Origin of the sequence: Paratractidigestivibacter faecalis, assembly GCF_003416765.1 — a bacterium.
Lineage (GTDB): Bacteria > Actinomycetota > Coriobacteriia > Coriobacteriales > Atopobiaceae > Paratractidigestivibacter > Paratractidigestivibacter faecalis.
Genome location: NZ_QSNG01000001.1, coordinates 450,663 through 476,014, shown reverse-complemented (window position 1 = coordinate 476,014; position 25,352 = coordinate 450,663). Strand labels below are relative to the sequence as shown.

The 25,352-nt window shown below is 67.4% G+C and carries 24 protein-coding genes; 9 read left to right on the top strand and 15 right to left on the bottom strand.

Annotated features, from left to right (window positions below; genetic code table 11):
* Positions 1-131: 131 nt before the first annotated feature.
* Positions 132-1,499 (top strand): IS3 family transposase, encoded by a 1,368-nt coding sequence (locus tag DXV50_RS01995; protein WP_117204237.1) that lies wholly within the window; start codon positions 132-134, stop codon positions 1,497-1,499.
* A 306-nt stretch (positions 1,500-1,805) separates the two neighbouring features.
* Here DXV50_RS01995 and DXV50_RS01990 read toward each other — a convergent pair whose 3' ends face one another.
* The 7 genes from DXV50_RS01990 to DXV50_RS01960 form a co-directional block, all read right to left on the bottom strand.
* A complete protein-coding gene (locus DXV50_RS01990) occupies positions 1,806-2,000 on the bottom strand; it encodes a hypothetical protein (protein ID WP_117204548.1) in 195 nt (64 codons plus the stop codon).
* A gap of 39 nt (positions 2,001-2,039) precedes the next feature.
* A complete protein-coding gene (locus tag DXV50_RS01985; protein WP_117204547.1) occupies positions 2,040-3,683 on the bottom strand; it encodes a hypothetical protein in 1,644 nt (547 codons plus the stop codon).
* A gap of 64 nt (positions 3,684-3,747) precedes the next feature.
* Entirely contained in the window at positions 3,748-4,560 is an 813-nt protein-coding gene (locus DXV50_RS01980; RefSeq protein WP_117204546.1) for a hypothetical protein, read from the bottom strand.
* 51 nt (positions 4,561-4,611) lie between these two features.
* Positions 4,612-5,316, bottom strand: a complete 705-nt coding sequence (locus DXV50_RS01975; protein WP_117204545.1) for a hypothetical protein — start codon at positions 5,314-5,316, stop codon at positions 4,612-4,614.
* A 12-nt stretch (positions 5,317-5,328) separates the two neighbouring features.
* Entirely contained in the window at positions 5,329-6,702 is a 1,374-nt protein-coding gene (locus DXV50_RS01970; protein ID WP_117204544.1) for an SPFH domain-containing protein, read from the bottom strand.
* Positions 6,703-7,093: 391 nt separating this feature from the next.
* Positions 7,094-7,282 carry a 50S ribosomal protein L28 gene (gene rpmB, locus DXV50_RS01965; protein ID WP_117204543.1) on the bottom strand — a complete coding sequence of 63 codons (189 nt, stop codon included), beginning with the start codon at positions 7,280-7,282 and terminating at the stop codon, positions 7,094-7,096.
* A gap of 141 nt (positions 7,283-7,423) precedes the next feature.
* Positions 7,424-8,800, bottom strand: a complete 1,377-nt coding sequence (locus DXV50_RS01960; RefSeq protein ID WP_117204542.1) for a thiamine diphosphokinase — start codon at positions 8,798-8,800, stop codon at positions 7,424-7,426.
* 163 nt (positions 8,801-8,963) lie between these two features.
* Here DXV50_RS01960 and DXV50_RS01955 point away from each other — a divergent pair, with 163 nt between their 5' ends.
* Positions 8,964-9,200 carry an FmdB family zinc ribbon protein gene (locus DXV50_RS01955; RefSeq protein ID WP_117204541.1) on the top strand — a complete coding sequence of 79 codons (237 nt, stop codon included), beginning with the start codon at positions 8,964-8,966 and terminating at the stop codon, positions 9,198-9,200.
* Between the two features lie 136 nt (positions 9,201-9,336).
* On the opposite strand, the gene DXV50_RS01950 is transcribed toward DXV50_RS01955, so the two are convergent.
* From DXV50_RS01950 to priA, 7 genes are all read right to left on the bottom strand, one after another.
* Complete coding sequence (locus DXV50_RS01950; RefSeq protein WP_408634253.1) at positions 9,337-11,232, bottom strand: ABC transporter ATP-binding protein; 1,896 nt, start codon at positions 11,230-11,232, stop codon at positions 9,337-9,339.
* Positions 11,225-13,045, bottom strand: coding sequence for an ABC transporter ATP-binding protein (locus DXV50_RS01945; protein WP_117204540.1), 1,821 nt, complete (start codon positions 13,043-13,045; stop codon positions 11,225-11,227). The genes DXV50_RS01950 and DXV50_RS01945 overlap by 8 nt, the downstream gene beginning before the upstream one ends.
* The gene (locus DXV50_RS01940) at positions 13,045-13,515 is read right to left on the bottom strand and encodes a MarR family winged helix-turn-helix transcriptional regulator (RefSeq protein WP_117204539.1); all 471 of its coding nucleotides are present in this window, start codon (positions 13,513-13,515) and stop codon (positions 13,045-13,047) included. The genes DXV50_RS01945 and DXV50_RS01940 overlap by 1 nt, the downstream gene beginning before the upstream one ends.
* Positions 13,516-13,692: 177 nt before the next feature.
* On the bottom strand, positions 13,693-15,018 hold the full coding sequence (locus tag DXV50_RS01935; RefSeq protein WP_147556664.1) for an RsmB/NOP family class I SAM-dependent RNA methyltransferase: 1,326 nt from the start codon (positions 15,016-15,018) through the stop codon (positions 13,693-13,695).
* Entirely contained in the window at positions 15,018-15,932 is a 915-nt protein-coding gene (gene fmt / locus DXV50_RS01930; protein WP_117204537.1) for a methionyl-tRNA formyltransferase, read from the bottom strand. Before fmt ends, DXV50_RS01935 begins: the two co-directional genes overlap by 1 nt.
* Positions 15,933-16,007: 75 nt before the next feature.
* Complete coding sequence (gene def / locus DXV50_RS01925; protein WP_117204536.1) at positions 16,008-16,556, bottom strand: peptide deformylase; 549 nt, start codon at positions 16,554-16,556, stop codon at positions 16,008-16,010.
* A 101-nt stretch (positions 16,557-16,657) separates the two neighbouring features.
* Positions 16,658-18,961 (bottom strand): replication restart helicase PriA, encoded by a 2,304-nt coding sequence (gene priA / locus DXV50_RS01920; RefSeq protein ID WP_198666379.1) that lies wholly within the window; start codon positions 18,959-18,961, stop codon positions 16,658-16,660.
* A gap of 130 nt (positions 18,962-19,091) precedes the next feature.
* Between priA and DXV50_RS01915 the strand changes: the two genes are divergently transcribed.
* The 7 genes from DXV50_RS01915 (at position 19,092) to brnA (ending at position 24,036) form a co-directional block, all read left to right on the top strand.
* Positions 19,092-19,868: a sulfite exporter TauE/SafE family protein gene (locus DXV50_RS01915; protein ID WP_117204534.1), complete on the top strand. Its 777-nt coding sequence runs from the start codon at positions 19,092-19,094 to the stop codon at positions 19,866-19,868.
* Between the two features lie 69 nt (positions 19,869-19,937).
* Positions 19,938-20,822 carry a type I methionyl aminopeptidase gene (gene map, locus DXV50_RS01910; protein ID WP_117204533.1) on the top strand — a complete coding sequence of 295 codons (885 nt, stop codon included), beginning with the start codon at positions 19,938-19,940 and terminating at the stop codon, positions 20,820-20,822.
* A gap of 119 nt (positions 20,823-20,941) precedes the next feature.
* Positions 20,942-22,078: an aldo/keto reductase gene (locus DXV50_RS01905; RefSeq protein ID WP_198666378.1), complete on the top strand. Its 1,137-nt coding sequence runs from the start codon at positions 20,942-20,944 to the stop codon at positions 22,076-22,078.
* Between the two features lie 89 nt (positions 22,079-22,167).
* The gene (locus DXV50_RS01900; protein WP_117204531.1) at positions 22,168-22,554 is read left to right on the top strand and encodes a MerR family transcriptional regulator; all 387 of its coding nucleotides are present in this window, start codon (positions 22,168-22,170) and stop codon (positions 22,552-22,554) included.
* A 260-nt stretch (positions 22,555-22,814) separates the two neighbouring features.
* On the top strand, positions 22,815-23,282 hold the full coding sequence (locus DXV50_RS01895; protein ID WP_117204530.1) for a hypothetical protein: 468 nt from the start codon (positions 22,815-22,817) through the stop codon (positions 23,280-23,282).
* A 144-nt stretch (positions 23,283-23,426) separates the two neighbouring features.
* Entirely contained in the window at positions 23,427-23,705 is a 279-nt protein-coding gene (locus tag DXV50_RS01890) for a BrnT family toxin (protein ID WP_117204529.1), read from the top strand.
* On the top strand, positions 23,698-24,036 hold the full coding sequence (gene brnA / locus DXV50_RS09645; RefSeq protein WP_198666377.1) for a type II toxin-antitoxin system BrnA family antitoxin: 339 nt from the start codon (positions 23,698-23,700) through the stop codon (positions 24,034-24,036). The genes DXV50_RS01890 and brnA overlap by 8 nt, the downstream gene beginning before the upstream one ends.
* Positions 24,037-24,062: 26 nt before the next feature.
* On the opposite strand, the gene DXV50_RS01880 is transcribed toward brnA, so the two are convergent.
* Positions 24,063-25,310 (bottom strand): deoxyguanosinetriphosphate triphosphohydrolase family protein, encoded by a 1,248-nt coding sequence (locus tag DXV50_RS01880; RefSeq protein ID WP_117204528.1) that lies wholly within the window; start codon positions 25,308-25,310, stop codon positions 24,063-24,065.
* Between the last annotated feature and the right edge of the window lie 42 nt (positions 25,311-25,352).

Genomic DNA, 25,352 nt, shown 5'->3' with positions numbered 1-25,352 from the left:
CGTTCCAGTGGAAGCAATAAGCGAGCGACTAGATGCCCTTTTGGGTCGGCGCTCAGAATGGCGTTCCAGCGGAAGGTGGGGGGTGCGGACGAAAAGTTGGACGCCGACAGGCGTCCGGATTGGAGCCCGCAATGTACTCGAGCGACGAGAGGGACGCCATCCTGGGGCTCTGGCGCGAGTCCGGCCGGCCGGCCCACAGGTTCGCCAGGGAGTCGGGGCTCGCCTCCGCCGAGTCGATCAGGCGCTGGGCGTCCGGCGACCTGGGCGTCGGCTGGCACGCCCCCTATACTCTTGCCCAGAGGGCCGACGCCGCGCGCAGGGCGCTCGCCGGGGAGGACCCCGCCGAGGTCGCCGCGTCGATCGGCTGCCACCCGGAGACCGTGCGCGGCTGGGCCCGCGCCGCGGGGAGGGAGGGCGAGGTGTCGCTCGCGAACGGACGGGGCGCCCCGCGCGTGCCGCCGCCGGCCGACCCCGGGGACCTGGAGGCCCTCAGGGCCGAGAACCGGGCCCTGAGGCTGGAGCTCGCCAGGGCCGAGGCGGTGTTGGACGTCCTAAAAGGAGGCGGCCCGGGGCGGGGCCCGGACTCGCTGACGGCGGCGGAGAGGGCGCTGGTCGCCGACGCCCTTAGGCCCGGGTTCGGCCTGGAGGACGCCCTGCGCGCGGCCGGCGTGGCGCGCAGCACCTACTACTACCACCGCGCCCGCAGGGGCGCCCCCGACCGCCTGGCCGCCCTGAGGGCGCGGGTGCGCGCCCTGTTCGAGGCCGGGGGCGGGGCCTGGGGCTACCGCACGATATGGGCGAGGCTGCGCCTGGACCCCGACGAGCCCCTGGCGGTCTCCGAGAAGGTCGTGAGGCGCGTCATGCGCGAGGAGGGGCTCGAGGTGCGCTACCTGAGGCGCCGCAGGCGCTGGAGCAGCTATGCCGGCGAGGTCTCCGAGGCCCCTCCCAACCTGCCGCTGCGCCCCGACGGCACCCACGACTTCTCCGCCTCGCGCCCCAACGAGCTGTGGGTCACCGACGTCACCATGTTCACGATAGGGTCGGGGCGCTGCTGGCTGTCGCCGGTGGTCGACTGCTTCGACGGGGCGGTCGTGGCGTGGACCCTGTCGGAGTCCCCCGACGCCCGCATGGCCGACTCGATGCTGGAGGCGGCGGCCTCGACGCTCGCGGCCGGCGAGCGGCCCGTGGTCCACACCGACCGCGGCTGCCACTACAGGTGGCCGGGCTGGGCGGCGATATGCGAGCGCCACGGCCTGGTGCGCAGCATGTCGAGGAAGGGCCGCAGCCCCGACAACGCCGCGGCCGAGGGCTTCTTCGGCCGGCTCAAGCAGGAGTTCTACCACGGCAGGGACTGGTCCGGGGTGGGCTTCGAGGAGTTCCGGCGGCGCCTGGCGGGCTACCTCGCCTACTACAACTCGGGCAGGATCAAGCGGAGCCTGGGGTGGAGGAGCCCGGAGCAGTACCGCAGGGACCTGGGGTACTCTCTCCGTAGTGTCTAAGAAATTGTCCGCACCCCCGTGTAATTCGGCAAATCCCACTCAAGGTCAGAGCGCCGTTGACGTCACGGCTGCACTCGCCGGCGACCTCATGCGCCTGGAGGGCGTGGACGAGAAGCTCGTACGGCTCTTGTCCCTCGCCGCATTTCTCCCATGTGGTGACGACGACGGTCTCAATGGACGGGTCCTCGGGCTTCCACTCGAGCATCTTCCGATACGAGTGCATCCCTCACACGGAAGTGGTCGCTGCTCAAATCCAGAATCATCCCTCGCGTACGAGAGTCACAATTGGCGCAAACACGACGGCCCCTATGCTACTGGCGGATGCAGGTCCCAGTCGGGAAAGCAGCTCGCAAAGCCCGTGAGGTTCTGGCTCAAGACGTTGGCCTCGGACTCCTTGATCTTCTCGTCATCCTCAGAGAAGAGGTCATTGAGCTCCGCAAGGGCGTCCATGCCCTCGGTCAGGGAGGGGCTGGAATCCGTCACGTTCATGTTGTCAGACATGTCACGCTCCATTCCTCGCCGGCATGCGGCGATTGTCAATTAGGCGACCTTCTCCATCTTGAGCAGGGAACCGCGCTCGCTCGCCTCGGCCTTGGCAGCCTTCCACTGTCCCAGCGCAAGGTCAATCTCCCTGGCGCCATCCTCTGTCTTGGCCCCATACTTTGCGGCAATCTCCTCAGCGCCCTTCACGCGAGCCTTCTCCTTGCCCTTCAGGGTCACAAAGCAGACGGCCGCCGCCAGGAGCAGAGCGATGCCCAGCGTCGCATTAATGAAGAAGAACACAATGCCCGCGACCGCGCAGACCATGGCCGCGACCTTGAGGTTCTTGGGCTCAGTCTTCCTTTGGAGCTCGGCAAGCTCCGCGGCCTTCTGTCCCTCCATGAAGGTGGCATAGTCGCTCTTCAGAGCAGCAGCCTCATCCCCCGTCGTGGCCCGTCCGCTCCAGCCGTCAAGCTCGAGCGTGACCTCCTGCGGGAAGTCAGGCGTCTCCTCATCGCGATACCTCGCAAAGCCATCGTTGATGTATCCGCCCAGGAAGCGCAACGCAGTCTTCTTGTGGTGATCGACGCCGCGGCTCTTATCCCTCGCGACGCGCGTCATCTGCTCGACGATGCTCACGGTCTGCTCACGCTTCTCCTGCCTGCGCTGATTGACCATGCGACGAGCCTGTGTCACGTCACCCTCGCAAGCCTTGACCGCAAGGAGGTACTCTTCCTCCTCCCGCAGCTGGCGTTCCTTGGGATCGTCGGAGTTGACGAGCTCCATAAGGTGACTGTCCACCTGCTCGGCCAGCGTGCGGGAGTCGATCTCAGCATTCCTGATGCCCTCGAAGCCCGTCGAGATCTTCTCGATGGCATTGATTTTGCCCAAGTACTTGTCTATGTAGCCAAACTCCTTGACCACGGCCTTGAGCGCGGGGTACTTGGAGCCGCCGTCGGTCTCGTAGGTCCGGAAGTACTCAGCCCAGGACTGCGACTGCTTCTCCTCAAACTGTGGGGTCTGGCTCTGGATCTGAGCGATCCAGCGAGTCATGTAGTCGTCGCAGAGGTGCTTCTCGTCTGGTCCAAAGATTCCGTTGACGTAGGCGTCGATGTAGACCATGGAGTCCATGTCTATCTTGGCAGCATTCTGCGTCGAGAAGTACCGAGCAAGCCACTCGTAACACGTGCCGGTACGATGGTTTCTTCTGCAGATTAGTGCCATGGCCAGGGAGGAATGCTCGTTGTCGCGACGCACGGCCTCGGTAATGGCGCGCTCGGCCAGGTCTCGGTTGTTGTTGATCCACGCCGCCAGCGCCACGAGGACCGGGGCCAGCCAATAGTCCGGGGTAGAGATCATGAGCTCTTCTGAGACCGTGGAGATGGTGGCCTTCCTGACCAGTGCCGCATCGGTGGCCTGCAGGATGCCGACCATGGTGTTGCGCACGACGCCGTAGTTTCCGAACTTCCTCTCCATCTCCTGTCTGACGCTAACCAACTCGGTGGCGGCCTGCTCCAGGGCGGAGGCACGTCGTTGCTCCTCCATCATGGTCAAAAAGTCATTGCGTAGAGCAGCGAGGTCATCCCTGACCTCGGAAATCTGGGACTCCACGCTGGAGACGTGAGAGCCCAGGGCGTCGACCTTGTTGCCAAGACGGGCAAGCTCGCGCTCGACTCCGCCAAGGTTGATGACTTCAGTTCCCATCCTTGCTGTCCCTTCTGGGTATGTCCCAATTGCAAAACATTAAGAAAGAAACTAAGGAAGCGGACTATGCCGACTGCGACATAGCAGCTAGGTACTTCTCGTGCTCCTGAGCGTATGCCTGCAGGAACTTTGGCTTGAACTGACCGTCCCTCATTGCCGAAACGACCCTTCCCACCGGCTCGACGTAGTGCTCAAGAAAGTACGTCGCCCTGGCCCTCATGGCGAAAGAGCCCGCCTTCCAGGGAGAGCTTGGAATCTCGCGGATTCCCCTGAGAAGAGCCAGGCAGGTCTTGGGCACATCGCAGTGGCCGGCGACGTCACGATAGAAGTCCTCGCGCTCAGGCGTCATGAAGTCCTCGGACGCATAGTGCAAGATGCAGTACGGACACACACGGTCGATGAACTCGCTGAGCCTCGCACGGTCATCAGGGCTCTGGAGGTTCTTGACCACGAGCGTCACCATCTGGACCTCAAAGTCACGCAGGTTGGGCAGCTTGTCCTCGAAGAGCGCCATGAGGTCCTTCACCTCGTCTGACTCGAGCGGCATGGGGTCCGTCCTGCGGAAGAACCCTTCCATTGCGCCCGCCTGCCCCTCGACGAATTCGTCGCAATACGCCACGATGAAGAGGGCTGCAGCGTTGTCCTGCATGACGTTCAGCACGTCAACGGCAAACTCGCGCGCTCCCGAAAGGTTGCCTTCCCCAAAGAACTTGATGGCGTTGTCCTTGGCAATGACAATCTTGCCCGTAGCGCCCAGCTGCGCCCTGGAGTAGTACTCCACCTTGCCACACTGGTTGCAGGTGACCTTCCTAGTCTCCGTGTTGAAGTCGACGTCGGTGCTGCCGCAACCAGCGCACGTGAGCCCGAATACCTCCAAGACAAGCCTCCGTTCACCTAACCGGGATGCCACTTTGGGTATCCCGGACGCCTACTTGATCGAGGTCAGCGCCGCATTGCGCTTGCGCCACGTAGTCCTCGCTTGGGCCACCAGGCCAAGCGTCTCCTCAATCGGATCATTCTTCTGGATGGAGGCCTCTATGGCGCGGAGCTCCGACGCAAACTGCCCTTCCAAGTCCAGTGTGTGGGGCTGAGAGACATTCGAGCTCATGGAGACGTCCTCCTTGAGGGCGAGAAGGGCAGCCCTGACCTCGGGCTCGTCCGCCTGCGCCAGAAGATCGCCCAGACGACCGGAGAAGCCAGCGAAAGCCCCCGTCTTTGCCGCCGCCGAATTGACGTTTGCCTGGGCCGTCTTTGCGTGAGAGTCAAGCCCCACACGCGCAATCACCATGACGGCCAAGATGGCCACGTTCACGACGACCGGCAGCGTAGTGGAGATCCAGGCAAAGGAGGCAAAGCAGAAAACCGTGTTGACCAGAAGGAGCACTGCAAAGAGCCCGACGGAGAGCACCGTCGAGAGCCCAAAGCCGGTCTCCGTCATGGCGCGAGACCCTCCCTGGCGGTCTGCCAGCGCCATGGAGACAGCAGACACCACAAAGGCGAGAAGCCCAAAGAGCAGAGACGTATAGAAGACAAAGGGGCTCATGAGGACGTTCTGGCAGGCCAGCATGACGATGAGCCAGGCTACGAGCGCAACGGCCTCTCCCACCACGACGCGTTTAGTCATTCCGTTCACGACACGCCCTCCTTACTGGATCTTTCTTCCGCAGTTGGGGCAGAACTTGGTTCCCCCAGGCAGCTGGGTACCACAGTCGGGACAGACAGGAACTCCCAGCCTGGCGCCGCACTCCAGGCAGAACTTTGCCTCGGGCGGATTGACGTGGCCGCAGGCAGGGCAGGCCTTGCCTCGCTCGAGCTTGGTTCCACACTCCAGGCAGAACTTGGCGTCCGCGGGGTTGGCATGTCCACAGGCAGGGCATGCGGTACCCTGGGCAGAAGCAGGCTGTGTGGGTTGCGTCGCCCCCGCCCCCATGGATTCGACGGCTTGGTTTGCCAGGTTGGCAAAACCCGCTCCAAAGGCACCGCCAACGCCGACGCCCATGCCCAGACCCATTCCGGCACCCATGAGACCCGAGGCACCACCGCCCTCGTTGGACGCGGCGCTCTGCATGACGTCCATGCCGCGCTCCTGCTGATAGGTGAACCCCTCGCGGGCACGCTTCCTCGCAAGAGCCTCGGACTCTATGTCCATCTTGGCGGCGTTGCCCTGAGCCTCGAGAATGCTCGTCTGGCGAACAATCTTTGCCTGATTGAGCGCGGCAAGGTCATCCTCGAAGGGCTTGATGCTGTTGAACGAGAAGTTGTCCAGAGCAAGGCCGAAGGAGTCAAAGTGAGCAGAGAGTCTCTCCTGAAGCAGAGACGAGAACTCGCTGAGATACGCCGAGATCTTGAGGACCGAGATGCCCCTCTCGATGATGGACTTTGCCAGAAGGTCGGGCACGTACTCGAGAATCTTGGCGCGCATGAAGGAGGTGAGCTCCTCGCGAGTGTACTGGCTACGCGTGCCAACGACCTTGACCAGGAACTTGCGCGCCTGGATGGGGGCGAGGCCCGGGTCATTCTGCTCGATGTGCACGCCAAAGAGGCCATAGGCACGCACGTGAACGTTGACCTGCTCCTCTGGGTCCTGGACGATGATGGGATCGGTGGTGCCCCACTTGAGCTCGTTCATGTAGTTGGTATTGATGAAGTAAACCACCGAGTGGAATGCCGAGGAGCCGCCAGTTAGCGCATGAGTCACGTTGCGGAATGGTGCAAAGCGGCTATCTCCGGTGTCCAGCTTGATCTTGCACGGTCCGACGAAGACGCTGACCTGGGAGTCCCCCGCTCCGGTGGCATCAAGGGAGCTGCCAGCCTCCATGTTGTTGGTGAAAACCGCCACCTGAGACTGGGCCACGTGAAGGTAGGACCCGTTGGGAAAGTCCTCGTACGGGTAGCGGAAGGCAACGAGAGAGGCGCCCGCCTCGTCACCCGGCTCCCACTTGATGTTGTCTACAGAGAACGCGCCGAGGATGCCCGAATGCTGCTCTTCCTTGGGGTTCTCGCTGTGGAACAGGGACATGGTTGCATTCCTCCCGCAAGACTTGGCCTAAGGGACGGTACGAAACACCTCGCCATGGTACGCCGAACAGGCAGCGGGGCGATTCGCCCCCTTGTTCAGCGGACGTCCCGGCGCGGTAGACGTAAGCTCAGCCTAGTCTGACGACCGGACAATAATTGTCGCGGCAGACGCTCTTCCCGGCGAGAAGCTCTTCTCGCCGCGCAAGCGTTCTCATCCTGAATCGACATTTGCTACCCCTCGGAGGGGGTCAAATGTCGATTTGGGATGAGAACGGCAATCGGGAAGGCGGACGGCGAGAAGGACGAGCGGCGAGAAGAGCGTCCCGCCCCATCAACAAAAAAGGAGGCCGCCGAAGCGACCTCCTTGCAGAAGCACTGATTTTGCGCACGTACTAGCTGCGGGCGATCTTGCCGGACTTCAGGCAGCGGGTGCAGACGTTGGCCTTCTTCTTGTGGCCGTCGACGACGACGGTGACACGCTGAATGTTGGGCTTGAACGTACGGGCGACGGTGCGGTGGGAGTGGCTGATGGAACGACCAGCAACCGCGTGCTTACCGCAGAACTCACAAACCTTCGACATGACTAGACCTCCTCAGGGGCGCGGCGCAAATCGCGCCCGCAATTTCCAAAAGCTGTATGAGTGTATCACAGCAGACGCCCGTTGCAACCAAAACGCCGCCCTCACGTGTGGCTTTTTTGTGCCGCGGGCAGGCCATTGCCGCTAGTCCCCCAGCAGGAACGCGGCGACGGCGCCGGAGCGGCAGGTCACGCAGGCGTCGGCGTCAACGACCACGTTGGAGATGCCCAGGTCGTCGAGAAGCCCCATGGGCTTGTCCGCAAGCTCCCACTTGAGGCCCTTCTCGTCAATGCGGGTGTTGGGGGCAACGGCGACGGCGCTGAAGGTGCGTCCGCAGGCGTCAGGGCCCAGGCGCCACTCGGCCTGCCCGACAGGCGCAAGGACGCGCAGCTCGGAGGCGTCCTCCACCAGGCGTGCGCACGCGGCCCCCTCTTGGGCGAGCCCCGCCAGGAGGCCCACCACGGCCAGGGCGTGGTCGGGCCTGCCGCCGCTCGCGCAGGTAAGCGTCAGCGACAGCGCGCGACCCTGGCGCGCGGCCTCGTGGCGGGCGCAGTCAAGCGCCAGCGAGAGGTCCGTGGCGTACTTCTCGGCGGGAAAGCGAATGTCGGTCTTGGCGGCGGCGCGCGCCCAGTCGGCGTCGTCAGCGCTTGCGGAGTCGGCATCGCCGCAGAAGACGTCGGGCGCAACGCCGGCGGCGCGGCACGCGGCGGCCCCGCCATCGGCGCAGACCACGTAGTCCGCCTCGGCGGCAAGGCGGGCCACCGTCTCCGGCGAGCTGGGCTCGGGCGAGCCGTCGACCACCAGGACCTGCAGGGGCTTCTCGCCAGCCGAGGAGCCGAGGGCGGAGGCGTCCGCGGGCCTTGCGTAGTCGTTCAGCAGCGCGAGGGAGAGCTCGGCGTATCCGTGCGCGTAGACGTCGCAGTAGGGACGCACGTCCTCCTCGCGGCGGCCGTCATGGTCGTTCATGAGGCCCACCACGTTGAAGCCCGCCCTGTGGGAGGTCTGCACGCCAAAGGGGGCGTCCTCGAAGACCCACGTGGACTCCTTGGACGTGCCCAGGCGGCGCAGGGCCTCCTCGTAGACGTCGGGGAACTCCTTGTCGCGCCCGCCCACGTCCTCGGTTGAGACCACGTCCTTGAAGAAGCCGGCGATGCCGTGGGTCTCAAGGCAGCTCCTGAGCTCGCGCACCGGCGTGGAGGAGGCCATGACCATGGGAATGCCGGCACAGGCCAGCTCCTGCAGGAACTCGCGCGCACCCGGCAGGAGCGGCACGCGGGCGTAGGCCGCGCGCACGTCCGCGCAGAGCTCCTCGTAGAGGGACTCCGCATCCCGCCCCAGGCCAAACTCCTCGTGGACCATGACGCAGCCGTCGCGCAGGCTCACGGGCTCGGTACGCTCGTAGAAGTCGGGCGGGACGGGCATGCCGCGCTTGACCAGGAGGCCCTCCACCACCTGCCGCCACATGCCCATGGAGTCGGCGAGGGTTCCGTCGCAGTCAAAGATGGCACCGGTGATGGGCATGCGAGCCCCTTTCTGTCTGGCTTTGCGGCCCTGACCTGTTTGGCAGAGTCCATGTTAACGCCGCGCGGCGGATACGCGAGCGGCCTCGTTTGGGTAAGGTATCCCCTGTTTGAACGATTGCGGCGCACGCGCGCCCGGACACGCTTTTGCACGGAGGATACAAATGGCTCGTTATGACTACAAGTGCACGTCCTGCGGCACCACCTTTGAGGTCGAGCACCCCATGGGCTCCCACCCCGAGGTAACCTGCCCCAGCTGCGGGGCCGAGGCCGCGCAGGTCTTTGGCGCCTCCGGCATCGTCTTCAAGGGCTCCGGCTTCTACAACACCGACCAGCGCGGCGGCGACTCCTGCACCGAGGCCACCAGCGGTGGCTGCTGTGAGGGCTGCCCCAACGCATAGCGCGGCGAGAAGGGCTTCTCGACGACCGACAGACCGTCTGCCAAAAAACCGACCTGGGTGTCCGGAGGTGGATACCCAGGTCGGTTTTTGTGGCAGACAGACAGGCAGACGGCCAGGCAAGAAGCGCTTCTCGCCCCTATGCAAACTGCGACTGATAGAGCTCGGCGTAGGTGCCGCCCGCGGCGAGGAGCTCGGCGTGGGTGCCCTGCTCGATGATGGTGCCGTGGTCCATGACCAGGATGAGGTCGGCGTCCACGATGGTGGAGAGGCGGTGGGCGATGACGAAGCTCGTGCGGTTCTCCATGATGGCCTCCATGGCGCGCACGATGGCCTGCTCGGTGCGGGTGTCCACGCTTGAGGTGGCCTCGTCCAGGATGAGGATGGCAGGGTCGCAGAGCATGGCACGGGCGATGGTCAGGAGCTGGCGCTGGCCCTGGCTGATGTTCTCGCCGTCGTTGGAGATCTTGGTATCGTAGCCCTGGGGCAGGGTGCGCACGAAGAAGTCCACGTGGGCGGCACGGGCCGCGGCCTCAACCTCCTCGCGCGTGGCGCCCGGGTGGCCGTAGGCAATGTTCTGGGCGATGCTGCCCTCGAAGAGCCAGGCGTCCTGCAGCACCATGCCAAACTGGCGGCGCAGGTCGGCGCGGGTCATCTGGCGGGTGTCCACGCCGTCCAGCGTGATGCGGCCGCCGTCCACCTCGTAGAAGCGCATGAGGAGGTTGATGAGGGTGGTCTTGCCCGCTCCCGTGGCACCCACGATGGCCACCTTCTGGCCGGGCTCGGCGACGAGGCTCACGTCATGCATGAGCGGACGCGCCGGGTCGTAGCCAAAGCGCACGTGCTCGAAGGCCACCTGTCCGCGCACGGGCTCGACGGGACGCAGGGGCTCGGCCGGGTCGGGCTCCACCTCGGGCTCGTCGAGCAGGCGGAAGACGCGCTCGGCGGCGGCCAGGGCGCCCTGCAGCTGGTTCACCGTGAGCGAGAGCTGCGTCAGGGGCTCGGTGGCCTGGGTCACGTACTGGAAGAACGCCTGGAAGACGCCGACGGTGAGCTGCCCCGCAACCAGCATACCGCCCGCGAGCAGGCCGATGCCCACCTGCGCCAGGCGCGTGAGGAAGCGGATGGCCGGGCTGATGGCGTTGGTCACAAAGTCCATGCGCTCGCTCGTGCGGGCAAAGGCCTCGGCTGCCTCGGCGATCTCCGCCGCGCTGGCGTCGTCGCGCCCGAAGGACTTGATGACGGCACGGCCTGAGTAGGCCTCCTCCACCTTGCCGGTGAGCCTGCCCAGCGAGGCCTGGCGTTCCGAGGCGTAGACCAGCGTGCGGGCCGAGACCACCTTGGTCAGCACGAAGGACGCCACGGAAAACACCAGGAAGACGCCCGTGAGCGCGAGGCTGTAGCGGGCCATCATGATGGTTGCGCCCACGAGGGTGACCACCGAGATGAGCAGCTGCAGAAGGCCGCGCTGCAGCACCTCGGAGACCTTGTCCAGGTCGTTGGTTGCACGGCTGATGGTGTCTCCGGGCTGGTGGGCGTCATAGTAGGAAAGCGGCAGGCGCCCGACCTTGGCGGAGATCTGACGGCGCAGGCCCAGGTTCAGGCGCTCGGCAAAGCTCGCCATGACCAGGGACTGCACGGTGTAGAAGACCCACGCGGCCGTCCAGATGCCCAGGAAGGTCAGAATCTGAGTGCCGCCGTTGTCCAGCGTGACCACAAAGCCCGTGCCCGCGGCAAAGGCCTCCTGGATGTTTGCCCACAGCAGGTCCACCAGCCCCGCGCTGTAGGCGGGGGCGGCCAGGCTGAAGCAGACGTAGGCCACCGCGCTGGCGGCGGCCACCACCACGCGCCAGCGCTGGCCGGTCGCGGCCTCCCAGAGGCGACGGGCGGTTGTGGCGGCGTCGGTGGGGACCTCGGACTCCTCGTCGGGGGCCGGGTCCGCGGGGGCGGCGTCGGCGGCCACGACACCGTCAGCCATGTCCTTCTCGGCGAGAAGCGCGTCCCTCTCGCGCGCCTCTTCTTTCTTGCTAGTCATCGTTCTGCTCCCCTCCCCTTGCCTGGGAGTCGGCGATCTCCTTGTACGTGGGGCACGCGCGCATGAGCTCGTCGTGGGTGCCCAGGCCCACGACGCGACCCTCGGAGAGGACCACGATCTGGTCCGCGTCGCGGATGGTGCTCACGCGCTGCGCAATGACGAGCGTGGCCGCGTGGGCGAGCTCGGGTGCCAGCGCGCGGCGCAGGGCCGCGTCGGTACGGAAGTCCAGCGCCGAGAAGGAGTCGTCAAAGACGTAGAGGTCGGCGTGGCGCACGAGGGCGCGGGCGATGGCCAGGCGCTGGCGCTGGCCGCCGCTGAAGTTGGAGCCGCCCTGGGCCACGCGCGAGCCCAGCCCGTCGGGAAGGCCGCGCACGAAGTCGGCCTGGGCAACGTCAAGCGCGTGCCAGAGCTCCTCGTCGGTGGCCTCGGCGCGTCCGTGCCGCAGGTTCTGGGCGATGGTCCCCGAGAAGAGCCACGCCGCCTGGGGCACATAGGCCACCTGGGCGCGCAGGGCGTCCTGGGTCTGGTCGCGCACGTCGGCGCCGCCCAGCCGGACGCTGCCCGAGGTGACGTCGTGGAAGCGCAGCAGGAGCTTGGCGATGGTGGACTTGCCCGAGCCGGTGTTGCCTATGATGGCCGTGGTCTGGCCGCGGCGCAGAACAAAGTCCAGGTCGCGCAGGGTGTCCTCGTCAGCGTCCTCAAAGCGGAAGCTCACATGGTCAAAGCGGGCGACCTCGTCGGCGTCGGGGGCCGCGGGCGACGCGGGCTTCTCGCCGTCAGCGCGGCCGGCGGCAGCCAGGTTGCCGGCAGCCGGGTCCTTGATTGCGGGATCTATGTCCAGGACCTCGTTGGCGCGAGAGAGGCACGCCCAGGCGCGCGGAATCTGCAGGACGCAGAACTGGGCCATCATCATGAAGAACATGATGAGCATGGCATACCCCACCAGGGCGGATATGGAACCGATCTGCATGGCGTGAGCGCCCACGCGGTCAGCGCCCACCCAGAAGATGGCAGACTCCACGGCGTTCATGAAGAAGAACGTCAGCGAGTCTACGGTCGCAAAGACCAGGTTCACGCGGATGGCGCGGCCGGCGTAGTCCTCAAAGGTCTGGTCGAGCTTCTGGCGCTCGTGGGGCTCCTTGCCAAAGGCGCGGATGACGCGCACGCCGGTGATGGACTCGCGCAGGCGGGTGTTCATGCGGTCGATGAAGCCCTGCAGCACGGTGAAGACCGGCGCGGACTTCCACACGGCAAAGGCCATGGCGCCCAGGGTGAGCACGATGACGGCAAGCAGCAGCCAGCCCATGACCGGGTCTATGCCAAAGGCCATGACGGTGGCGATGACGCAGGTCACGGGCACCGGGCTGATCATGACGAAGGACATGATGATGGTCTGCTGGACCACGTTGGCGTCAGAGAGGGTGCGCGTGATCATGGAGCCGGCGCCCAGCTGGCCAAACTCATAGCCCGAGAGCTCGAGGGACTTGCGGTAGACCTCGCAGCGCAGGTCGCGGCCCACGTTTGCCGCCAGTCGCGCGGCCAGGCGGTACGAGATCACGTTTCCGCCGGAGCCCACTAGCGCGGCCACGAGCATGATGATGCCGTGACGGGCCACCTCGGCCATGTCGCGCGTGGTGATGGCGGTGTTGAGAAGGGCGCTGAGCTGCGTCGGGATGACCAGCATGCCCGTGATGTCGCACATGAGTGTGACCACGAGGCCCGCGATGAGCGCCTTGTACGGAGACATCAGGCGCAGAAGCAGGGCGAGCTCGCCCGTCTTCTTGGCCTTGGCTTGCTTCGTCTGGGTCTGCATCACTTCTCCCCCTCCTTCAGGGCGTCGAGCTCGCGACGAATGGCGCTGGCGTACTTGGAGACGAGGGCCACCAGCCGCTTGCGCTCCTCGGGCTCAAGCGAGCCAAAGGCGCGCGACTCGGCCTCGATGGCCGGGACGATGCGCTCGCGCGAGAACGCGCGGCCCGCCTCGGTGAACGAGGCCACCTTGTTCTTGCGGCTCCCCTCCTCAAAGGAGAGCTCGATGAGGCCCTTGGCCTCCAGCAACTTGACGGCCGAGCTCAGCGTCTGCTTGCTGAGTGAGAAGGCCTCGGCCATGCCCCGCAGGGAGGCGGAGCCCGAGGAGACCTCGATCTCGTACATGACCCAGTACGCGCACTCGGAGAGCCCGCAGCTGCGGGCAAAGCCGTTGTAGAGGCGGTCGGTCTCGTTGTAGAGGCAGTCCATCTGGCGCGACTGCTCGCGCAGGGAGTCCTGCGTGTTTCTCGCCATGTTTGACCTCGCTAACTTAATCCGATTTCGGACAAAGCACGGGACAGTTTAGTCCGACTTCGTATTATTTGCAAGACGAGAAGTGCCCGCAGCTTGCATGCGAATGTGGTCGGTGGGCGCCATGGCAGCGACCAGGTTCACATGCAAAGCGCGGGACGGCAGGGGCAGAGGTGGCGCCTAGCGGCGGCGGAAGGTGGCGCAGAAGTGGCGGTCGGCGCCGGGGATGGCGGTGCGATGCGTGCCCACGAGCTCGTAGCGGGCGCCCGACGGGCTAGAGAGGAAGGCCTCCACCAGGCGCTCGTTCTCCTCGGCGAGGATGGAGCAGGTGGAGTAGACCAGCCGCCCGCCACGGCGCGCGTGGGCCGACGCCGCCGTCAGCATCTCGAGCTGCAGGCGAGAAAGGCCCGCCACTGAGGAATCGGCCAGCGACCACGCAATCTCGGGGTGGCGCGAGAGCGTGCCCGTGCCCGTGCAGGGTGCGTCAACAAAGACCAGGTCAAAGAGGTCATCGCCAAGGGCATCGAGGGCGCGCCCGTCGTCGGCCACGCACCTCACGTGCTCGGCCAAGCCGGCCTTCTCCATGCGCCTTGCGGCGGCAGCGGACTTTGCGGCGTCCACCTCAACGGCCGTGACCTCGCACGGCCCGCCGGCGGCGCAGGCAACGGACTCCAGCAGCACCGTCTTGGTGCCGCGGCCCTGCCCCACCTCTAGCACGCGGGAGCCCGGGCGGGGCCTGGCGAGAAGCGCCACCTCCTGGGCGGCGTAGTCGCACGGGAGCACGTCCACGGCGTCAACCAGGCCCGAGGGGGCGAGCCGCGCCATGCGGCCGAGCAGGATGCTTCCCGGCAGCACGCCGGCAGCCGGGTCGCAGCCGGCCTCCCTAAGCAGCGAGACGGCCTCGGCCTCGCTGTGTCTGCAGCGGTTTGCCGCCACGGTGGGCAGCGCGGGCGCGAGCGCGTCCTCGGCATAGGAGGCGGCACCCTCGCGCCCAAGGGCGCCCAGCGCGGCCTCGCAGAGCCAGATGGGAAGCCCGCCCACGTGGGCCATGTCGTACACCGAGAAGCGCCCGCGAGCCAGGGCCTCGCGGCTGGCGGCCAGGCGGGCGACGTCCTCGCCGGCCACGCGGCGCAGGACGGCGTTTGCCAGGCCCGCCGCGCGCGGGGCCACCGTACGGACGAGCTCGACGCCCTGGCTCGCAGCAACGGAGTCCGGGGTGTCCAGGTAGAGCACCTCGAAGACGGCGAGGCGCAGCGCGTCCCTCACGCGGGGCTCCAGCTTGGCGCCCCGGCGCAGGTGGGAGTCTATGACGCGGTCAAGCTCGCCCTCGGCGGCCACGCTTCCCAGCACCAGGCGGCTCGCCAGGGCGCGGTCGCGCTCGTCGAGGGCGCCCATGGCGGCGTAGGCGCGCAAGAGGTCACGGGCACGGGCGTCCCGGCGGCGGCGCTCGGACGTCACGCCGAGGGCCACCCTGCGCGCGGGCGCCAGCCCGGCCTGGCCAGCCACTAGATGCGCTCCCAAGAGAGCTCGCCGCGAAGGCCGGCGGCCCAGGCGGAGGCCTCCATCTCGCGCTTGCCGTCCGGCTTCACGCGCAGCAGCTCGAGCGTGCCGTTAGAGCAGCCCAGGCCCACGCGGCCGTGCTCCACAACGACGCCGCCCCGGGGCGCAAGGAGGTCTGCCGACACGCGGGCCGCCATGACACGCACGCCTCGGCCGGCGACGGCGGTGCGGGCCGGCGCGGTGTCGCCGGCGGCCTGCACGCGGCGGGCGTTGGCGGAGGCGGGGTCTGCCGGGTCAAGGCGCATCTCGGCCTTCTTGATCTTGGCGGCAAAGGAGACCTGGGACTCGTCCTGCTCGTGCCAGGTCTCCTCGTGGGCCGCGAGCTCCGGCAGGGCATCCACCAGCTCCTCGGCGCCCAGCTGCGCGAGCTCGGCCGTGAGCGTGGCCGCGTCCTTCTCGCCAATCTGGACGCTGGCCTGGCGGCACCAGGCGCCAGCGTCAAGCTCGTGGGCCACACGCATGATGGAGACGCCCGTGCGCTCGTCCCCCTCCAGGATGGAGCGCTGGATGGGGGCGGCGCCGCGCCAGCGCGGCAGCAGCGAGGCGTGGACGTTGACGGCGCCCAGCGGGGCCACCTCGAGCACCTCGTCGGGCAGGATGCAGCCAAAGGCCACCACGCAGATGACGTCGGGGGCCGCCTGGCGCACGGCCTCGATGGCCTCCGGAGTCATGCGCTTGGTCTCGAGCACAGGAATGCCCAGCTCGAGGGCGCGGGCCTTCACCGGCGAGGGCAGAAGCTCGCTTCCGCGGCCACGGACGGCGTCCGGGCGCGTGACGACGAGCGCCACCTCGTGGACGGCGGCCACGGCAGAAAGGGACGCCACGGCAAAGTCCGGCGTGCCCATGAAAACGACGCGCATGCGCCTCTCCCCTCCCCGGGCGCGGCCCGGTTGGTCCTCAGAAGTTGGCAAAGGGGCTGTCCCCTTGTCGACCGGCTAGTCCTCCACCTCGGTCTCACCCGGGCGGGCGCCGGCGGCCAGGGCGTCCTCGAAGTCGCGCAGGGCGCGCGTGCGCTCGCTGGGCGTGAGGTGGTCCACCATGGTCACGCCGTGCAGGTGGTCGATCTCGTGCTGCAGGCAGACGGCCATGAGGTTGCCCTCGGCCTCGTACTGCATGAGGTCGCCGTCGAGGTTCCTGGCCTGGACGATGACGTGGCTCGGGCGCGTGACGTTGACGCTGATGCCCGGGAAGGACAGGCACCCCTCCTGGAAGTCGCGCGGGTCACCGTCTGCCTTGATGACCTTGGGGTTGATGAGCACATAGGGGTTGCGCTTGGAGTGGCCGCTGTAGTCCACGTCGATGACCACGATCTGGCGCATCTCGCCCACCTGGGGGCCGGCCAGCCCACAGCCGTCGGCCTCGTACATGACGTCGAGCATGTCCTGCGCCAGGGTGCGCACCTCGTCGTCGATCTTCTCGATGGGGGCGCACTCGGTGAACAGGCGCTCGTCGGGGCAGAGCACGATCTTGTCCAAAAGGCCCATGGGGTCCTCCTTCTTGTTCCGGCGCAGGACCGCCCCGCGGCGGCCCAATGAGAAAAAGGGACTGTCCTTTGATACGAAGGGACTGTCCCTTCGTATCATTCCTACATCATGTCGTACGCGTCTACGTCTAGTGCCATGTTAATGCCCTGGAGGCGCCCGAGGGAGGCCGCACACGAGGACAACACGGCTCCCAGCGCGGCCTCGGACGGGGCCTTGACCATGACGTGGCGGCGCACCTGGTCCTTGACGCGGGCCTTCACGCAGTCGGTGGGCCCCAGGACCTCCCAACCCGCACGGGCCCCCACCTGCTCGCGCAGGGCGGCGGCCATGCCGTCGGCGGCCTGGCGCACGGCGTGCTCGTCGCGGCCCCACAGGGTGACGTTTCCCAGGCGCGAGAACGGCGGGTAGCCGGCGTCCTCGCGCTCCTCCAGCTCCGCGGCAAGAAACACCGAGCGGTCGTGGAGAAGGACGGCCTGCATGGCGGGGTGGGTGGCCCAGTAGGTCTGGACCACGACCTCGCCAGGGCGCCCTCCCCTGCCGGCGCGGCCCGCCACCTGCTCGAGCAGGTCGTAGGTGCGCTCGGCCGCACGGAAGTCCGGCAGCTTGAGCATGGTGTCGGCGTTGATGACGCCCACCAGGGTGACCTCCGGGAAGTCCAGGCCCTTGGCGATCATCTGCGTGCCCACGAGCACCGCGCACTCCGCAGCGTCAAACTGCTCGAGGAGCCGCTGGTGGGCGCCCTTGGTGCGCGTGGTGTCCGCGTCCATGCGGATGACCTCCACGCCCTCGGGCAGAAGCGCGTGAAGCTCGTCCTCCACACGCTGGGTGCCCACGCCGTAGGCGCCCATGTAGCGGCTGCCGCAGTTGGGGCAGCAGGTGGACGGGTCCGGGTAGGCGCGCACCGGCCAGGCGCGACCACAGGTGTGGCACATGAGCGAATGGGTGCGCTCGTGGTAGGTGAGGGCGCAGCTGCAGTGCGGGCACTCCGGCACGCACCCGCACTCGCGGCACATGAGGAAGTTGGCAAACCCGCGGCGGTTGAGGAGCAGCACGGCCTTCTCGCGACGCTCGCAGACGCCCTCGAGCGCGTGGGCCAGGGGAGCCGAGAAGACCCCGCGGCCGCCGCCGCGGAACTGCTCGGCCATGTCCACGATGGTCACCTTGGGAAGGACGGCGCCCGCCGGCCGCTCCGGCATGCTCACGCGCGTCCAGGGGCGGCCCAGGAAGTGGCCGGCACGGCAGCGGGCCAGGCTCTCCAGGGAGGGCGTGGCGCTTCCCAGCACCAGGGCGCAGCCGCGCTCGGCCGCCATGCGGGCGGCAACCTCGCGGGCGTGGTAGCGCGGGGAGGAGTCCTGCTTGTAGGAGGCCTCGTGCTCCTCGTCGATGATGATGAGGCCGGGGTCTGCCAGCGGGGCGAAGAGCGCCGAGCGGGCGCCCACCACCACGTGGGCCAAGCCGCGGCGCACGAGGTCCCACTGGTCAAAGCGCTCGCCCGTGGAGAGGCGCGAGTGCAGCACGGCCACGTCCTCGCCAAAGCGGCTGCGGAAGCGCCCCACCGTCTGGGCCGTGAGCGAGATCTCGGGCACGAGGACTATGGCCCCGCGCCCGGCGGAGAGGGCGTGCTCGATGGCGTCCAGGTAGACCTCGGTCTTGCCGGAGCCCGTCACGCCGTCCACCAGCACCACGCCGCCGGCCGCCTCCTCGCGGGCCGCGTCGATGGCCGCGAGGGCCTCCACCTGGCCCGCCGTGAGGCGCTCCGGCCGCGGGGCGGCCGCGCTGGAGAGCGAGGTTGCCTCCGAGCCGCGCACGCTGCGGCGAGAGAAGACCTCCACCACGCCGCGCTTGGCCAGGGCGGTCACGGCGCTCGCGGCGCCGGGGATGGTAGCGGAGAGCTCGGCCACGCGCTGCGGGCCCTCGCGCAGGGCCTCCAGGACGGCGCGCTGGCGGCTGGCGCGCTGGCCGGGGGCGTAGTCGTTGGCCGCGGGCGCAAGGCCCACCCATCGCTCGTCGACCGGGCCGGCCTTCTCGCTGACCAGCTGCCAGGGGGCGTCCGCGGAGGCGCGGGTCACGCGGACCTTCTGGCCGGGCGCCAAGAAGGGGCGGACCGCCTCGCAGAGGGGGCAGGCGTACTCTGCGGCCATCCAGCGGGCCACGCGGGCGGCGGCGGCGTCAAAGGCGGGCTCGGCCAGGACCTGCGTCACCGGCCTCACGCGGCCGGGCGCCACGCCCGCGGGGGGCTCCTCGTGGACGTCCATGACGTAGCCCACGACGTCGCGCCCCGAGAAGGGCACGAGCACCGTTGCTCCCACGGTCGCCGTGGCGGCAAGGCCGTCGGGCACGAGGTAGTCGTAGGCCGTGTCTATGGCGCGGGTCGGTATGTCGAGCGCGACGCTGGCGTAGCTCACGGGCCGTCGTCCCTTCTGGTTCATCTTGCTGGGGTTTGTTGCAGGAACCTCTCGCCTGCAGGGCATTGATTGTAACGCGCGCGACGACGGCGTACCGTGGGTCTGCCAACCGCCTTCAGAGAGGACCGCCATGCCCCTTGGCCTGCCCGACCCGCACATCCTGCTGATACTGTGCCCCCTGGTGTTTCTGGGGAGCTTCGTGGACGCCATCGCCGGAGGCGGGGGCCTCATCACGCTGCCGGCCTACCTGCTGTGCGGCCTGCCCGCGCACCTGGCCATAGGCACCAACAAGATGAGCTCCATGGTGGGCACGGCGTTCTCGTGCGGGCGCTTCGTGCGCAGCGGCTACGTGGACTGGGGGCTGGCGGTGCCCGCAGCCGCGTGCTCGCTTGCGGCCAGCGTGGGCGGCGCCAGGCTCTCCATGCTCCTGCCCGAGGAGCGCTTCCGCGTGGTTCTCATGGTGCTGCTGCCCGTGGTGGCGGCGCTCACGCTGCGGCGCCGGGCGCTGCTGCCGGCCACCGAGGAGATGCCCCGCGGGCGCAGGCGGGCCGTCATGTGCTGCGTGGCCCTGGCCTGCGGCGTCTACGACGGCTTCTATGGGCCGGGCACCGGCACCTTCCTCATCCTTGGGCTCTCCGCCTTCGCCCGCCTGGGCGTAACGGACTGCGCCGGGCAGACCAAGGTCATCAACCTCGCAAGCAACGTCTCTGGCTTTGCCACGCTGGCGCTGGCCGGTCAGAGCTGGATCGCACTGGGCGCGGTGGCCTCGGCCTTCTCTGTGGCCGGGCACCTGCTGGGCGCCGGCATGGTCATGCGGGGCGGCTCGCGCGTGGTCAGGCCCATCATCCTGCTGGTGCTTGCCATCCTCTTTGCCAAGACCGCCCTGGAGATGGCCGGCCTGGCGTGACGCCCTTCTCGCCGCGCGTACCCAGCCGAGAAGTGCGATACTCACCAGCAGATAGAAAGGAAGTTAGCCATGTATGACAACCTGCCCGTCCCCGGCCGCAACGACGCCTGCTGGTGCGGAAGCGGCAAGAAGTACAAGAAGTGCCACGCCGAGATTGACCAGCGCCTTGACCGCCTCTACAACGAGGGCTTCGAGGTGCCTGTCCGCAGCCTCCTCAAGACGCCGGCCGACATCGAGGGCATCAAGCGCTCGGCGGCCATCAACATCGGCGTGCTGGACTACGTGGCCGCCCACATTGCCCCCGGCGTGACCACCGCCGAGGTGGACAAGTGGATCTACGACTACACCGTGGAGCACGGCGGCATTCCCGCCGACCTCAACTACGAGGGCTTTCCCAACAGCGTCTGCACCTCCATCAACAGCGTGGTCTGCCACGGCATCCCCAGCGAGAAGGACGTCCTTGAGGAGGGCGACATCGTCAACGTGGACTGCTCCACCATCCTCGACGGGTACTTCTCGGACTCCAGCCGCATGTTCTGCATCGGCGAGGTGAGCCCCGAGCGCCAGCGCCTGGTGGACGTCACGCGCCAGAGCGTCCAGGAGGGCCTTGCCGCCGTCAGGCCCTGGGCCACGCTGGGCGACATGTCCCACGCCGTCCAGAGCTGCGTCGAGGCGGCCGGCTTCAACGTGGTGCGCGAGTTTGGCGGGCACGGCATTGGCAAGGAGTTCCACGAGGACCCCTTCGTGGGCTTTGTGGGCGAGCCGGGCGAGGGCCCCGTGCTGGTGCCGGGCATGTGCTTCACCATCGAGCCCATGGTCAACGCCGGTGGCGCCGCCATCGACATGAACGACCCCAACGGCTGGACCGTCCGCACCGCCGACGGCTCCGACTCCGCCCAGTGGGAGGTCCAGCTCGTCGTCACCGAGGACGGCTACGAGCTCCTCAGCTGGTAGCCACCAGACGCTGGGGACGTTGTTAGTTACCTGGGAAAAGGGACACTCTTGGGCGTCCCGGGGTGACAAAGGGACTGTCCCTTTGTCACCTTTTTGCACCTATGAGGAGAGGAACGACCGTGACGCAGACAGACCCCTTCGAGCACGCCCGCGGCAGGCTCGGCTTCGGCTGCATGAGGCTGCCGCGCCTGGAGGACGGCGAGATCGACATCCCGCAGTTCAGCCAGATGGTCGACGCCTTCCTGGACGCCGGCTTCAACTACTTTGACACCGCCCACGTCTACCTGGAGGGCAAGAGCGAGCCGGCCATCAGGCAGGCGCTCACGAGCCGCCACGCCCGCGACGAGTACTTCCTGGTGGACAAGCTCACCAACGGCAACTTCAACAGCACCGAGGAGATCGTCCCGCTGCTTGAGGAGGAGCTTGCCGCCTGCGGCGTCGAGTACTTCGACCTGCTGCTCATGCACGCGCAGAGCCGCGAGAGCTACGCCAAGTACCAGCGCCTCGGCGCCTACGAGGAGGCCTACAAGCTGGTGCGCGACGGCCGCGTGCGCCACTTTGGCATCAGCTTCCACGACACCGCCGAGGTCCTGGACCAGATCCTGGCCGAGCACCCCGAGGTCGAGTGCGTGCAGCTGCAGCTCAACTACCTTGACTGGGACGACGTCTCGGTCCAGAGCCGCGCCTGCTACGAGGTCTGCCGCGCCCACGGCAAGCCGGTCATGGTCATGGAGCCCATCAAGGGCGGCACCCTGGCCACCCTGCCGCCGGCCGCGGCCGAGGCGCTGGCCCAGACCTGCCCGGACGCTCCGGCCAGCTACGCGCTGCGCTTTGCCGGCGGCCACGAGGGTGTGGCGATGGTCCTGTCGGGCATGGGCACCACCGAGCAGATGGCGCAGAACGTCAAGACCTTCTCGCCCCTCGACCCGCTGTCGGAGGAGGAGCTGACCGGGCTTGCGCGCGTGGTCGACGTCATGCACGAGCAGGACGTGGTTGCCTGCACGGCCTGCCGCTACTGCGTCGAGGGCTGCCCCAGGCGCATCGACATCCCGGCCCTGTTTGCCTGCCTCAACGCCAAGCGAGCCTACGGCGACCGCGGCCAGGCCTTCTACTACAACAACGTCCACACCAAGGGCCGCGGCCGCGCGAGCGACTGCGTCCGCTGCGGCAGGTGCGAGCACGCCTGTCCCCAGCACCTGCCCATCCGCGAGCTCCTGCAGGAGGTCACGGCGGAGTTCGAGGTCCCGGCCGAGTAGGTTCCCGTTGACCTGGAGCCGGCTCCAGATGATACAAAGGGACAGTCCCTTCGTATCATTTTTTGGCAACGCCCAGAGAGGAGCGCGCCATGCGCATCGCGGAGGTTTCAAAGCAGTTTGACATCAGCGCAGACACGCTGCGCTACTACGAGCGCATCGGTCTGCTGTCGCACGTGCACCGCAACGAGAGCGGCATCCGCGACTACGGCGAGCAGGACCTCGCGCGCATTCGCTTCGTCAAGTGCATGCGCGGGGCCAACGTCTCCATCGAGGCGCTCATCGAGTACATGGAGCTCTTCCAGGGCGGCGACGCCACGCTGGGCGCGCGCAAGGCCATCCTCGAGGAGGAGCGCGAGAAGGTCCGCGAGCGCATGGCGGAGATGCAGGCGGGCCTCGACCGCCTTGACTACAAGATCGCCCACTACGAGGACCTCATCGTCAAGGCCGAGCAGGAGATAGCCGGGGAGTCCGAATAGGGGCAGGGCTTTCTACCTGCAGTTTTTCTCTGCTTGTACCAACTTGTCACGCCCAGACACGCCCTCGCGGAAGCGGGGGCACATTTGTGCCGCACGGGCGCCTCCCGCAGGCGCAAACAGCGCCGTCTGCCGACTCCCCCGGAGGCCACGCCCCCTCCGAGCTGCCGTGTAAGTCAGCGGTCCGCCTACGGAAAGAGAAGTGCAAGCGCCTTCGCTGATACGCTCCCTCCACCCCATCGGTCGGAAGAAAGGAGCACGAGATGGCACTGTACTGGCCCGAGGCGAGGTTTGCCCTCGACCTCATGGAGGGCGAGGTCCCGCGGCGCGCGGAGAGCGAGTACCCGCCCGGAGTCCTGGTCCTGAGCGTCCGCGAGGAGCAGGTGGACGACCCCGAGTTTCTGGAGGAGGTGCGCGAGCTCATCATCAGGCGCACCGAGAGGTTTGCCCCAAGGCGTCCCGCGGACGGACGCGATAGTGCGGACGGCGAGCGGGGCGTGATGCCCGAGGGTACCAAAACGGTACACGGGGTTCCGTCCATCAGTGAGCTCTTCGAGGGTCTCGTCTCGCAGGAGGAGGCGGGCGACGAGGAGGACGATGAGCCCTTCGACAGGTGCCTCGGCCGCGCGCTGGAGATTGGCTACGGCCTTGGAACGGGCAACGCGCCGCAGGTACAGCTCGTGATCAACGGCTGCGGGGACGTCATCGTGAGGCCTGGGCAGGTGGCGTAGCGGACGCGGGCCCCCAACCGGCGCCGCGGCGTCTCTGACTCGGCCGCCGCGGCGTCGGTCTTCCTGCTGCCCGCTTTCCACAACTCAAGACAGTACCTTTTTGGAACTCTTTAAGCCTCAATGTGATACCTTATTGGAGATGCCATGTTCGAGGACTACCAGTTTGAGTGGGACCCGCAGAAGGACGAGGCAAACATTAAGAAGCACGGCCTCTCCTTCGAGCGCGCCCGGACCATCTGGGATGACGAGAGGAGAATCTGCTATCACCTCTGCGACCAACCAGAGACCCGTTGGCTCGTCATCGCAAGGCTCGGACCACGCATCTACATGTCTGCAGTGGTGACCTACCGGGAGGAGCGCATTCGGCTCATCTCGGCAAGGTACGCAACCAAGCAGGAGATTGAGAGGTATCACCATGGCTAAGGAGAAGCCGAGCATGGAAGAGCTCGAGCGCATGTTTGACGAGGGCGTCGACGTGGCCCAGTACGCCGACTACAGCGACCGTCCAGGCCTGCGCCAGCGCCGCGTGGGCGTGGACATGCCGCTTGCCATGATCGACCGGCTTGACGCGCGCGCCTCGGCCAGCGGGGTTCCCCGCCAGGCGCTCATCAAGTCCTGGCTGGCAGAGCGCCTTGACCTGGAGGACCGCCTGGACGCCCTGGCCAATCTGGGGATGCCCCGCCCAGCGCCACGCCCCGCGCCAAAGGAGCAGGCGGCAGAAGGCCAAGGGCCCGGAGACCAGGCGGAGAGCTAGCCCCACGCCTCCGGCGCGCGCCTCCCCTACGGCCTCACGTCAGCCGAGAAGTACCCGCGGCGCGGAAAGACCCGCGCGGCCGAGGGGAAGAGCGCCTCGCAGGTGGCCATGAAGTAGTCGTCAGTCATGGACGAGATGAAGTCCACCACGGTCTGGTCCGGGTCGTCCTCCCAGTCGTAGGTTCGGCCGTAGTAGGAGAGCCTGCGCTCGGTGGGGCGCACGTGCTGCGCGATGATGGCGCTCTTCTCGTCACCGGCGCGCAGGGCCGCCAGCTCGTGGTCGTAGAGGGCGTCAAAGAGCTCGGCCACCTCGCGGCCAAAGTCCCCATCGACCTCGGTGGAGCCATAGATCTTCTGGTAGTTCTCCCGCTTGGCGCGTCGCAGCTCCGCAAAGCCCGCGGGGCTCATCTCGATGTGGTCCTTGCCGGCGCTGGACTCCACGACGTCTGCCACGAAGGCCTTGAGCGCCCAGGCGTTGTAGGCGCCGCCCAGCCCGTCGTCAAAGGCGTCCTCGGGCAGGAGGCCCGCGCGGATGGCGTCCTGTCGGTCCTTGCCCACGTAGGCAATGATGTCGCTCACACGCACCACGCAGCCCTCGAGGGTCATGGGCCTCAGGTGCGCGATGGCCTGCTCGCCGCTGCGCCAGCAGGAGTCAACCACGCGGTCGAAGGTGTCGAACTCCGCCAGGCCGCTGGTCTCAAAGACCTGCTGCTCAAACTCGCCGTTGTGGCAGAGGGTGCCGTCCAGGACCTGCAGGGAGACGTTGCGCCCGCCCAGCACGTCGAGCACGCGCACGCTCTGAACGTTGTGGAAGAACCACCTGCCACACCTGCGGTTGAAGGCCTGGTTGAGGTAGCGCTCGCCAGCGTGGCCAAACGGCGTGTGGCCCAGGTCGTGGCCAAGGGCAATGGCCTCGATGAGGTCTAGGTTCAGGCCAAGCGCTCGGCCGATGTCTCGCGCCACGCGGGCCACGAGCTGCACGTGAAGGCCGCGCCGGCAGAGGTCGTCGTCCGCACGGAAGGAGAACACCTGGGTCTTTCCGCCCAGGCGGTTGTATGCGGGGAGGTGGACGATCTTCTCGGCGTCGCGGACGAAGGCGGGACGCATGGCGGTGTCCCTGTCGCGCTCGGCGGTGCTTCGGCGGATGGCCGCGACGTCGCGGCACGCATAGGCGGACAGCCCGCCCGTCGAGACCCGCTCGCGCACGAGCTGCTCGACCTCGGCAGAGAGCGTCCCGGTGAGCTCCGGGGCAAGCGGGTTGGTTAGCGTGGCCATGGGCGCGTCCGTCCTTTCCGTGTGCGCCCTCCGGGCGCCTTC